The sequence below is a fragment of the Pontibacterium granulatum genome (assembly GCF_029961155.1).
GTDB lineage: Bacteria > Pseudomonadota > Gammaproteobacteria > Pseudomonadales > Balneatricaceae > Pontibacterium > Pontibacterium granulatum.
Map to the genome: position 1 here is coordinate 18962 of NZ_JASBRH010000012.1, position 11904 is coordinate 30865.

Consider the following 11904-nt stretch of genomic DNA (forward strand, 5'->3'; position numbering starts at 1 on the left):
CTTTTCACTGCTCGAGATGCCCATGTTAAGCGATCCCTATCCGGATCGCTTTTTTATATCTGGCCTCTGGTTAGCGCAGTCTTGAATCCAGCGGATAAAAGCCTGCGTTTTATTGTCCTTTATGCGACTCTCCGGATAGACCAGATAGTATGCGTAGTCCGGTAGGGACTGCTCAAATAACCGTACCAGCTCGCCACTTGCCAACTCGTTTTGCAGTAGGCGTGGACACCCCAGCATCACGCCCTGGCCATTAATAATGGCTTGTACACGCACATTGGTATCGTCAAAGATCTGACCCCGTGCGGCATCGGTTGGCGGCAGACCGGCCAGTCGAAACCAGGCCTGCCAGGCGCTGTGATCGCTGTCATGTATGAGATTCAAACCGGAAAGTTGCTGAGGAGTCGTGGGCATACCTTCAGTGACTATCAGCTCGCGGCTACAAATGGGGGTGAGGTTGCCGGGAATCAGCATATCCGCTTGCATGCCCGGCCAATGCCCCTTACCCCAGAGAATAGCGACATCGATATTCTCTGAACTAAAGTCCGGCAATGTACTGCGGTGGATCAGGTCAATCTGAATATCCGGATGTTGCGCCCAGAAGCTTTGTAAACGAGGGGCGAGCCAGGATATGGAGAAAAAGGGTCGTAACACAATGTATAGATTCTTCGATTTCCGCCCGTTCATCGTTTCTCGCACAGCCTCGGCAATTGATTTGAACGGTCCCTCCAGGTCGCCATAGAGTTGGTAACCGGCATCGGTGAGAATCATTGTCCGACTGGTACGACTGAACAGTTTTAAACCTAGGTAGTCCTCCAGAATACGTATTTGATGACTGACCGCAGAAGGGGATACCAACAATTCATCCGCTGCCTTCGTGAAGTTCAGGTATTTTGCCGCAACGACAAAGGTCTTGAGGGCGTTCATAAGGGGGATGTATGCCATTGGTTTCCACCTGTGCGGTCAGTGCAACTCAGTTATGGTGAAAGTGCTCGATCCAGGCGGCGACCGCCAGTAACCGTTCATCATCGTGTGGCCGTCCAACAAGTTGCAGACCCAACGGCAAACCTTCACTATCCCTGGCGCCGGGCAGATTAATAACCGGTAGCCCCAACGCCTGCCACGGACGACTCATATGGGGTAGACCGGTGCGCTCGGTACCGAGAGGCGCAACGCCGGGAGCGGAGGGCGCAAGAATCAGATCGGCTTCGGCATGCTGTTTCCACAGCCATACACCGATCTTGCGGATTGACGCCAGTGCATCAAGGTACTCGGCATAGGAGATCTGATCACCGTGCACCATTAGCTCCCTGAATGGCTCGCTGAGCTGTTCTGGATGAGCAGCCTCGTAGGCAAGGTTACGACGTGCTTCGAACGCCAGTATTTGATGATGCAGTGCCACCAGTCGTTTGAGCAAATCGCAGCTATGCAGTTGCTGGATTTCAATACCCTGCACGCGCAGTTCTCGGCTCAATGCAATCAGCGCCTCGGTCATGGCCGGGTCAGTCTCGCCGATGGCGCTACCCAAACAGAGCAAAACCGATTTGGGCTTGACCGGCGCAATCGCTGCCGCCGACTGTCCCAGCAACAGGGTCCGCACCAAACTGGCGTCTTGGGCCGAACGGCTCAGAATACCCAACGCATCCAGTGACTGAGCCAGGGGCTGGACACCCCGTAATGACAACTCGCCGCGAGTGCAGACGTAGCCGCTGATACCGCAGAAAGCAGCCGGGCGGATTACCGAGGCAGCTGTTTGCGAACCCAGTGCTAGCGGAACCATTCCGGCGGCCACCGCAGCGGCAGAGCCGCTGGAGGAGCCTCCCGGCGTACGGCGGGGATCGTGAGGGTTGACCGTATCACCGGGTTTGAAATAGGCAAACTCGGTCGTGACTGTTTTGCCCATGATGATTGCACCTGCCTGTTTCAGACGAACCACGCAGGTTGCATCATCGTGCGGCCGACGCCCCCGATGGATTGGCGATCCGAGTTCAGTCGGCATCTCGGCCGTATCGATGATGTCCTTGATACCGACCGGCAGCCCTTTCAGCGGGCTGCGATCGTAGAACGTGCGGTTATCGCGGTATGTTTGTAGAACCTGCTGGCGGCTACGTAGAAACTGCCATGCGTTCAATTCCGCTTCACGCTGATCCACCGCGTCAAAGCAAGCGTTGATCAAGGTTTCGGTATCCTGCTCACCCTGCTTGATGGCGGCCAGCATGGCAGACAGACTCCATTGGCTCGGATCGGTACTCAGCATAAGCCTGCCTCAGACAAAACGTGTTGGAAGAAGGTTGCCGGAACGTCCACGACACCCCCTCCAATGCGTCCGGCGGTACCGGTCTGTTCGATCATCCCCAACAGTATCAGTGGCCCTGCAGCCTGGTTCACCACCTGGCGGGCACCTGTTATTACGAGGCGCTCCGGTAGGCGTGCTAGCGCTGCAGTCAACGCCTTCTTCGGACGGGACAGGGCATCGTCAGGTAAATATGAGCACAAGGCTTCACGGGACGCCGTCGCTGTATTCAGTACCTGGCCACCCAAACCCAAAAAGTCCACCACGGCACTGTCACCGATTGCGCCCAGTGCGCGATACCCAGCGAACGCATCGTCGACTGCACCTTTTACTTCCGGTGCAGGCATACATATCCATTGGCCTGGCCGCGCTGCGACCTGTACGCCGAAGCTGACACCGTTGCCGCCGGCGCGGGTAATCAGCGAGCTATTTTCACTGCCTTCGGCCGCGCTCAACAGTAGGCTGCTGGCGGCCATCCACACGTTCAGAGCAAAGGCGGGTGAGCTGTGCAGAAAGTCACGGATTGCCGCAGGCGCGGCGCTAGCCTGCACACCAAGTAGGGTCTCCGCCAATAGTTCAGAACCCACCAGAGTGCGGCCGTGACAGTCGTCGCCGGCTTCAAGTGCTGCGCTGATCATCGGCAGCAGTGCGATTGGTGCCAACAGCTGATAGCCGAGCCATTCGGCCAATTCACCATTCAGCCAGCGCAGGTGGTCAGGCAAGTCTGGGTCGAGTTTACCCAGCCGTGTGCAGTGCACCATTCCCTCGTTGATAACGGCATATTTCCGGTGTGTGGGTTGATTGGCGTTGGTCACCACCATCAGCGCCATTGAGGGTGAAGCCACCCCGGCCAGAGGTACCACGATATCGTGATCCTGAGCCGGCGCAACAGCGATCTCACCGGCCAGGATCGCGTCCCGTGCTTGAGCGTAGTCTTCGGCCCAGCCTTCATAAATGGCACCGATACAAAGTGAGTTCATCACCGGTGGTGGAATCTGCTCGGCACTGGTAAAGGGTGGTCCGGCATGCAGCAGGAGTTGGTCAGCATGCAGCAGGACATCGCGTACCCGGCACATACCGCTCCAGCGCGGATCGCAGCGCTTTACTTGCTCAAAAGCTTTCAGATCATCAGTCAGGTTCAGCATTGGGGGCGTTCCCTCCTTTAAATAGAACATCTGCACCAGTCACAGGCGACTTCAGTCGGCGCGCACCCAACTTTCACTGTTGGCGAGGGCTGCGGATTGGGCGATTCGGTCGAGAAAGTCCCGCTCTACGGTCTGGCCGGTGATTGCCTGACCGTTGATCTCGACACAGGCGCTGCTGGCGGGTTGGAACACACAGAACATTTCATGTTCGCCGGTTTGGGTTTCTGCCGGTGGCAGGGCTACCGCGAAGGTGTCCTGAAGGTCTTTCCAAATCATGTCGATCTGAAGGTTATGGCTGTCAGAGGTGGCGCGCTCGGTAACATGGGCTGGATAGTCGGCCAGAGTTTCGAAGCGGGCGTCCGCCACGTATTCCAGCGTATCCAGTGCCACGGCTGGGCGGAACAGACCGAAGCGGCGTACGAACTGATCCACCAGATAACGGGCCAGTTCCAGGTTATCGGTCAGGCACAGGCGCACCGCGTTGGTGTCCTCCTTCTGGTAGGGATTCTCCAGCACCAATATTGCCTGGCCGCGACCGTAGTCGGAGGCGGCAATGCGGAAATACAGGGAGAGGGACGACCAGTCGCCCTTTGGGTCGGTTTTCAGATAGATAAACGGGTTATCACCGGTCCAGTCAACTTTGCCAGTACGGATGGAATTCATTGGGTTATCTCTCACTTAGCGATTTTGTTTTTGTTATGGTGATCAGCGGTGCGCCTTGGACTTGGCCAGGGCCCGCAGTTGCTCGAAGTTGGACGTCGGTTGCCAGCCCAGCAGTTCTTTCGCTTTGGCACTGCTGAAGATCGAGGCACGTGGGTTCTGCTGATATTTGCGCGGATTCTCGATCGGAGGCAGTTCGCCAATGACTTGCCGGTACCAGTCCAGGGTTGGTTGCGGATGCGATGTGTCGTCGGCACTGAGGAAGAAAGCGCCGTATTTCAGTCCCTGAAGTTTTACTGCCGCATGGAATGCGGTGGCTACATCTTCGGCGGTTACGTAGTAGAACAGCCAGTGACGTTCCGGTGCGTCAACAAAGTCGATGTATTGCTGCAGGGTTTCCTCCAGTACCACGGCCAGCGGACGCAGGCAGATCACCTCCATATCGAAACCGTCAGCGAAACTTTGCGCCATCTGTTCCATCACGATCTTACTGACGCTGTAGGCCTGGACTGGTTTGTTGGTATGGGTTTCATCCACAGGCAAGCTCTGTGGTGTCCAGTCCGGTCGCATTTCGGACAGGCCGCAGGCAGAGATGCTGGAACAGAGTACAACTTTCTTGATACCCAGTTCGGAGGCGGCCTGCAGCACGTGCCAGGTACCGCGGACGTTGACGTCGATGTATTTTTCCGGCTCGCAGGCCCAGTCATAATCCAGTGCCGCCAGATGCACGACGGCATCGGCGCCCTGCATCGCCTGCCGCAACTGATCCAGCGCCATGACATTGGTTTCCACAAAGTGAGCGTCTGCATCACCGGCAACCAAGTCGGCGATAACCACCTCGTATTCGGTTAGTAACTGGCGTACTACATAACGACCCACACGACCGGAACCTCCGGTCACTACTACCCGTTGCTTAGACATATAGAACTACCTTAAATAACTGTTGGAAAAGGGTGGTTGTGCTCATAGATCCAGGACTAACTCATCGCTCAGGGCACGCGATACGCAGAGCATCATATAGTCGTTGTCGGCCTTCTCTTCAGGCGAGAGAACCGCATCGCGATGATCCGGTGTACCGGCCAGAACGCCGGTTTCACAGGAACCGCACACACCGTCACCGCATGAGCTGGGAATTTTGAAACCGTTTTCACGCAGTACGCTGAGTACAGAACGGCCTTCGGGGATATGCAGGCGCTGTCCGGTGCTGTTAATCACGACATCGAACGCGTTACCGCGAGTATCCACATCACCGCCACTGAAGCGCTCGATATGCAGGCTCCATTGATCCTGTGTCGCAGCCATGCCCTCCAGTGCATCAAGCAGCCCTTTTGGGCCGCAGGAGTATACGGAGGTATCGGCATCGCATTCGGTCAACAGGGCTGTGAGATCAAGCGGTCCATCTTCGGCATCACCATTGAGACGGATACGGTTACTGTCGTATGCAGTGAGCCGGTCCAACAGCGACATCCGACTCCGGTCTCGGGCCAGATAGACCAAACGCCAGTCGATCCCTTCTGCATCGGCCTGCTGGATCATCGGCAACATCGGCGTGATACCGATACCACCGGCGATGAACAGGACCTTCTTGCGGGGCGCAAACGGGAAAAGGTTACGCGGCTGGGAGACCTGTAGAGTGTCGCCCTCGCGCAGACCTTTGTGGATGAATCGTGATCCACCACGGCCGCTATCTTCGCGTAATACGGCGACCTGCCACTGTGTCTGATCCCGGTAGTCGCTGCACAGGGAATACTGGCGCAGCAAAACATCATCGCTAGACGCAGGTGCAGCACCGTTACGGTAAAGAGAGAGGGCCAGCTCAATATGAGAACCCGGTGTCCAGTGGGGTAAGGGCTGACCGTCTTGGGAGACCAGAGTTAATCCGATCACATCATCGGTTAGTTTCTCCTTACGGGCGACACGCAGCATCAGTCTGTCATCGTTGGACATAAGACCACCCTTTTAAAATAAGTACGGATATAACGATCCGCATTGTTCTTGTTATAACGGGGCCAACGGCACCTCAGAGGGATAGAAACCCGCTGTGCCCCGGTGGAGCGGATTCGTGATCAGGCGCCGTCAGCGGCACTGTCTTCAGCGCGATACTTATCGATCAGCCAGTTTTGCAGACGCTGAATCACTTTTTCGTCGGAGGTCAGACGACCACGGGTTGCATGTTGGGACTGAAAACCCACCTGACAGGAGCGCCAGGCGAAAACATCCTCTTCCATCACCGGCCAGAGGTCGTCGTGTTCTTTCTGGAAGTTGTCCTGGAAGTCGTCCCGCTGCAGAGTGGATTCTGGATACATCCAGGAAACGCCGTACAACGATGTCTTCGCGCCGGTCGGCAACCACATGAAGTACTTCACCTTATCCGGCATGGCGACGATCAGCAGGTTGGGTGCAACCGTGACATAGGACAGCTGGGACCGCTCTGCGTCGGTGAGACCTTCCATCGCTGGCTGCAGAATGGACCCGGTATGGGTTGGTGCAGCGTCCTTATGGGGGCTGATCAGGTTGTAGGACACCAGTCCCCGGCCTACATCGTTGAATTTAACTTCCTCGTCAACATTGCTCTGTGGTAGGGGAAACATGTCACCCCAGGATGAGCCGTGCAGGAAAGAACAGTGGTAGCACTCGTCGTTGAAGATCTTCCAGTTCCAGTCGAACGGTTCCATCTCCAGCGGCTCAGGTGCACGTAACTCGGACATCTTGTAGTTGCGAAGTTGTTCACCCAGATTGCCCAGGCGGTCGCTCAGTGGTGGCAAGCTTTCATCTTGAGTACAGAAGATAAAACCTTCCCATATCTCCGTACGCAGCTTCGGCAGGCACACATCCTTAACATTGAACTCCTCGTCGTCCTTGTCGGTCAGGCCCGGTGCGGAGGTTAACTCACCCTGGGTGTTGTAGACCCAGGCGTGTAGCGGACAACGCAAACGGCGGGTATTGCCACGCCCCTCGACAATCAGCATGCCGCGGTGCTGGCAGACATTAGACACCACATTGATGGAGCCGCTGCGATCACGGATCACCACCAATGGATCGTCACCGACGGTGATGGTGTAGTAGTCACCTGTATCCGGAATATCATTGGCACGACCGACACAGAACCATTCGTGGCTCCATACGGCGTTCATCTCAAACTGATAAAAGTCTTCCGAAGTAAAACACTCCGGTGGCAGAGAATATACCGCACCGCCGTCACTGTAACTGGAATCGAATTCAGCAATAGGGATTGGGCTTTTTATTGTTTTTTTAGTCATACCGCTAAAGCTCCTGCGAAATGTGTTAATAAGTTAATTTGTTTTGATACTGTTTTTTTTGGTTGGCTTTTCAAGGTTGGCTTTTTAAGCCTCGTTAAAAATGTTCTCAAAAATTTGTGAGTATAAGAACAAAGCAAACTTCAATGTGATGTGAATATTTCTCAAACCTGTATGTACAACAAAGGCTGGTGGATAACTGTGAATTTATATTCACGTTGAATCTCAGTGAAGCAAGTAAAGCTCAACCAGCTTTGAGGAAAACTAAACATTGTTGATGGCGGGTTTTTGTACAATAAGATTGCTTAATAGTGTTTGAGATAAAGAGAATAAAAATATGTCTGAAAATATTAAATTTCGTCTGGATCACACCATGATTCGGGTTGCCGATCTTGATAAGTCAATCGATTTTTATACCCGGATTATGGGGATGAAAGTGCTGCGTAAAAATGAATATCCAGGTGGACGATTTACCAATGTGTTTGTAGGGTTCGGGCCGGAAAACGAAACTACAACGTTGGAGCTCACCAATAACTGGGATATTACCGAACCGTATGACAAAGGTGACGCATACGGCCATCTGGCATTTAATGTGGATAACGTAGTAGAGGCGATGGCTTACCTGGAAGCAGAAGGTGTCCGCATTAAAAGCCCCGCCAAAGCTATGAATCACGGTACCCGCATGTTGGGATTTATCTTTGATCCCGATGGTTACGTCATTGAGCTGAACGAACCGCTCAACGGTTAGTAAAGAAAAAGCCAGCCCATCAAGGCTGGCTTTTTTATACCCGGATCCACAGAGACTACTGCGGATAGTCCTTGCCGGTTGGCACGACATAGACCGGAACACGACTGCGCTTGATCACTTTTTGCGTGGTATGACTCTGGCTGTGCAGACCCAGTTTATGTTCGGTCCCCATTACAATCAGGTCTACCTCCTGCTCCCTGGCAACCCGCAGGATCGCTTCATCGTGTTCGCCTTCCACCACCATCGGTGTTACCTGAACGGCGTTGTCCGTACCCAGGTCATACAGCTCCTCATCGAAGAAAAGCTGGACACGGGCGCGCATCTGCTCGGTGATCTTATTGATGCCTTCGTTCTGCACCTGCTTGACCAGTGCGGCTGGCAGATACTGACGAATCAACGCTTCGCCCAGCTCGCCTACAGGACTCATGACATGCAGCATGATCAGCTCGGCGCTGTTCTGCTGTGCCATCTGAATCGCGTGACGGTACACCGCGCGGGTATAAGGGCCCAGCGAAGTTGTATAAAGAATCTTGTTTATATCTGGAAGACTCATAGCAATACCTGTTATCCGGTTGTGGTTTACATCATGTTTGGCAGCACGAGTACAACCTGCGGGAACAGGCTGATGATTACGACGGCGATACACATCAGGATAAAGAACGGAAACGCCGCCTGGACCACCCGTCCGATTGATTGCCCGGTCAGTCCCTGCAGGATAAACAGGTTGAAACCTACCGGCGGTGTCATCTGTGCCAGCTCAACCATCAGTACCAGAAATACGCCGTACCAGATTGGATCGAATCCGGCTTGCAGAATCAGTGGTAGCGTTATCGGCAGGCTCATCACGATGATGGAGATACCATCCAGGAAGAAACCGAGCAGGATATAAAAAGCGGCCAGAATCAGCAGCAGTCCATATGGAGACAACGCCATGCTTTCGATCAGTGTCACCAGCTGTACCGGAATATGCAGATAGCCGATGGCGGTGGATAAAAAGGCTGCCGACACCAGTATTGAGCACACCATACAGGAGGTTTTTACCGCGCCCATCGCCGCTTCAATGACGATATCCCATGAGAAGCTTCCCATCAGAATGATTAGCACGAAAGTGGCCATTACCCCTACGGCTGCAGCTTCCGATGGTGTGGCGATACCGCTGTAAATTCCCCCCAGCACAAGCACGATGAGGGTGACAATCGGCAGCAAATCTTTCAGCCCGGACAGGCATTGCTGCAGGCTGATACGTTCATCGGACGCCGGTGCCAGCTGAGGGCTCATTACGCAACGAACGATGATGTAAGAGGAGTACAAAAAAGCAACCAGCAAGCCCGGCATGATGCCGGCGGCAAACAGTTTGGAGATCGAAACCTCTGCCAGAACACCGTAGATGATCATGACGATGGACGGAGGGATCAACAGGCCAAGGCTACCGGCACCTGCGAGAGAGCCCACGGACAGGGCATTGTTATAACTGCGCTCAGCCAGGGCTGTTGTGGTGATCTTGCCAACGGTTGCTGTGGTGGCCGAAGTGGATCCGCTGACGGCGGCAAACAGGGTGCAGCCGAGCACGTTAGTATGCAGCAGGCGCCCCGGCATCCATTGCACCAACGGTGACAGTCCGCGGAACAGACGGTCTGAGATATCGGTACGGAAGATGATCTCTCCCATCCAGATAAACAGCGGAATGGCGGACAGCTCCCAGGCGCTGGCACTGCGCCAGACAACCGAACGGGCGATAAAACCGATTCGATCGATGGAGAAGTCCGCGATAAAAAACAGGCTGCTAATCGCAACAAGAAACAGGCCGACAAACACCCAGGTTCCCAGTCCGAGAAACAGTATGATCAGGGCCAGCATAAGGCCCATATGCATTAAAACATCCATAACTCACCCATTACTCTTCTGCGGTTTCGGCATTTAAACTGTAACCCGCCATAATCTTGACGATGTAGGACAGCATCTGAATGATGAAAATTGCCAGACCCAGCAAGACAAACGCTTCCGGAATCCATAACGGCACGGCAGCAATGGTTTCGCTGGTGGACCCCCGCTCCCAATTACGAAGCACGGTGCGCCAGAAATAGTTGGCCAGATAACAGGTCAGGCCAAAGGCCGCGAGCACGCACAGCATCTCAACGAAACGGCGCATCAGTTGCGTCCGGATCTTGGCCAACAGAATATTTACCCGGATCAACGCACTGGTTTCGAAGGCGTATCCGAGCGACAGGAAGGTCATGGCGGCAACGCCGTAACCGACAAATTCATCCAGAACAAAGGTTGAAGTACTGAAAAAAGCGCGCAAGCTGATTTCCAGCATCACGTGCAAAGTCATTGCGGCCATGATCAATGCCGCCAGCACCGCACCCGAACGTGACAACCAGGAGGCGAGACAGATAAAGCCATCGACCATCCTGCGAAGCAAAGATGGAGTACTCTCGTTCATAAGCTACACCGGAATTATCGTTATTGTTGTTTCTGTGGCTGAGATATCAGCAGAGCGCCGCTATATCCGCTCACCAGCATAGTGATCATTGCTGATCGGTAGGTGGACCGGGCTAAAACGCCCGGTCCTGCAGTCACTTCAGGCAGTACCTGAAACATCGGACTGCACTTTGAGGTTGTGGTTAATGGGATTTCGCCAATGCGGCACGATACTGCTCGAGCAGTTCTTCGCCTTGAGGCCCCATTTTTTCCATCCATTCAGCCACGACAGCACTTGCCGCTTGTTTGAGTTCGGATCTGAAGTTGGCGGGTACATCTTCCACCACTGTCATGCCCCGTTGACGGGCCAGGGCATAGTTCTCCTGCACGACATTGCTGGTGTTGCTCCAGACATGTTTCTCCGCTTCCTGGGCTGCTTCTGAAACGGCCTGCTGCATCTCTGGAGACAAACCGTTCCAAACATCCAGGTTCATAGTGACCAGGTTGATGGTGCTGTCGTAGTTCAGCGCAGTGAAGTGGGAAACGTAATCGTTAAAACTGGCGCTCAGACCGGCTTCGATAGACGTCAGTACGCCATCAATACCCCCGGTGGAGAGCTGCGGCACGATGTCGGCCCAGCTGAGCTGGATCGGCGCAGAGCCTGCGCTTTTGAATACCTTGGTGCCGTTGGCATCGTAGGTACGCATCTTCAGGTTGTTGATAGCGCCATTGTCTGTCAGTGCGCGTTTACCCCAAAGGCCGCTCGAAGGCCACGGAGAGGAATACAGCAGTTTCTGGTTATATTTGGCCAGCACCTTCTCGTAGTAAGGTTTGGCGACTACGTATAAGGTATGCGCTTCTTCGGTGTTGGAGCTTAGGAACGGCAGAGAGGAGAGCAGGAAAATCGGGTCAACACCACCCAGAGGAGGAATAAAGGTATTGGCCAGTACGACTGCCCCATCACCTACCGCATCCAGTTGGTCCTTGGACTTCAGGCCCAACGCCCCGCCAAAGTGGTGAGCGATCTCAATTTCACCCTTGGATTTTTCTTTCAGCAACCCTGCAAAATATTTATCACCTTCTCCCTGAACTGAAGTTGCCGGATATTCATTCGGCATATCCCATACGGTTGCAGCGTTGGCTGGCAGTGTGTGGGCCGCAGTTAGCAGGGCGGTGAGACCCAACGTCATACTTATTTTTTTAATCATTGTCTTATCCCAGGTTGTAATCTGATTATTGTTATTGCGTTTGCAACAAAGGATTGTTTGTTTAGATCCAGATCAATCATGTCACAATTTATTTTGCTGACCATGAAGCGCTTCTCAAGGAACTGTGAGCTGGATTCACAAACTCTCTGGGATGGTGGGTTTTATGAAATATTTA

12 protein-coding genes are annotated in these 11904 nt (G+C 53.9%); 1 reads left to right on the forward strand and 11 read right to left on the reverse strand.

Going from position 1 to position 11904, the window contains the following annotated elements; translation table 11 throughout:
* Nucleotides 1-36 precede the first annotated feature (36 nt).
* The 7 genes from gcvA to QKW35_RS12520 all read right to left on the reverse strand — a co-directional run bounded on the left by gcvA (nucleotide 37) and on the right by QKW35_RS12520 (nucleotide 7355).
* Complete coding sequence (gene gcvA / locus QKW35_RS12490) at nucleotides 37-942, reverse strand: transcriptional regulator GcvA (RefSeq protein ID WP_282353531.1); 906 nt, start codon at nucleotides 940-942, stop codon at nucleotides 37-39.
* A gap of 28 nt (nucleotides 943-970) precedes the next feature.
* Nucleotides 971-2254: an amidase gene (locus tag QKW35_RS12495; RefSeq protein ID WP_282353533.1), complete on the reverse strand. Its 1284-nt coding sequence runs from the start codon at nucleotides 2252-2254 to the stop codon at nucleotides 971-973.
* Nucleotides 2248-3435, reverse strand: a complete 1188-nt coding sequence (locus QKW35_RS12500; protein WP_282353534.1) for an oxamate carbamoyltransferase subunit AllG family protein — start codon at nucleotides 3433-3435, stop codon at nucleotides 2248-2250. Before QKW35_RS12500 ends, QKW35_RS12495 begins: the two co-directional genes overlap by 7 nt.
* 51 nt (nucleotides 3436-3486) lie before the next feature.
* The gene (locus tag QKW35_RS12505) at nucleotides 3487-4098 is read right to left on the reverse strand and encodes an NAD-dependent dehydratase (RefSeq protein WP_282353535.1); all 612 of its coding nucleotides are present in this window, start codon (nucleotides 4096-4098) and stop codon (nucleotides 3487-3489) included.
* A 42-nt stretch (nucleotides 4099-4140) separates the two neighbouring features.
* Nucleotides 4141-5016, reverse strand: a complete 876-nt coding sequence (locus QKW35_RS12510) for an NAD-dependent epimerase/dehydratase family protein (protein WP_282353537.1) — start codon at nucleotides 5014-5016, stop codon at nucleotides 4141-4143.
* Nucleotides 5017-5058: 42 nt separating this feature from the next.
* On the reverse strand, nucleotides 5059-6042 hold the full coding sequence (locus QKW35_RS12515; protein ID WP_282353540.1) for a PDR/VanB family oxidoreductase: 984 nt from the start codon (nucleotides 6040-6042) through the stop codon (nucleotides 5059-5061).
* A 119-nt stretch (nucleotides 6043-6161) separates the two neighbouring features.
* Entirely contained in the window at nucleotides 6162-7355 is a 1194-nt protein-coding gene (locus tag QKW35_RS12520) for an aromatic ring-hydroxylating oxygenase subunit alpha (RefSeq protein ID WP_282353541.1), read from the reverse strand.
* A 334-nt stretch (nucleotides 7356-7689) separates the two neighbouring features.
* Between QKW35_RS12520 and gloA the strand changes: the two genes are divergently transcribed.
* Nucleotides 7690-8100, forward strand: a complete 411-nt coding sequence (gloA, locus tag QKW35_RS12525) for a lactoylglutathione lyase (protein ID WP_282353543.1) — start codon at nucleotides 7690-7692, stop codon at nucleotides 8098-8100.
* A 55-nt stretch (nucleotides 8101-8155) separates the two neighbouring features.
* On the opposite strand, the gene QKW35_RS12530 is transcribed toward gloA, so the two are convergent.
* The 4 genes from QKW35_RS12530 to QKW35_RS12545 all read right to left on the reverse strand — a co-directional run bounded on the left by QKW35_RS12530 (nucleotide 8156) and on the right by QKW35_RS12545 (nucleotide 11729).
* A complete protein-coding gene (locus QKW35_RS12530) occupies nucleotides 8156-8653 on the reverse strand; it encodes a universal stress protein (protein WP_282353545.1) in 498 nt (165 codons plus the stop codon).
* Nucleotides 8654-8679: 26 nt separating this feature from the next.
* Nucleotides 8680-9984: a TRAP transporter large permease gene (locus QKW35_RS12535; RefSeq protein WP_282353547.1), complete on the reverse strand. Its 1305-nt coding sequence runs from the start codon at nucleotides 9982-9984 to the stop codon at nucleotides 8680-8682.
* Between the two features lie 10 nt (nucleotides 9985-9994).
* Complete coding sequence (locus tag QKW35_RS12540; RefSeq protein ID WP_282353548.1) at nucleotides 9995-10543, reverse strand: TRAP transporter small permease subunit; 549 nt, start codon at nucleotides 10541-10543, stop codon at nucleotides 9995-9997.
* A 181-nt stretch (nucleotides 10544-10724) separates the two neighbouring features.
* Nucleotides 10725-11729 carry a TRAP transporter substrate-binding protein gene (locus QKW35_RS12545; RefSeq protein WP_282353551.1) on the reverse strand — a complete coding sequence of 335 codons (1005 nt, stop codon included), beginning with the start codon at nucleotides 11727-11729 and terminating at the stop codon, nucleotides 10725-10727.
* Between the last annotated feature and the right edge of the window lie 175 nt (nucleotides 11730-11904).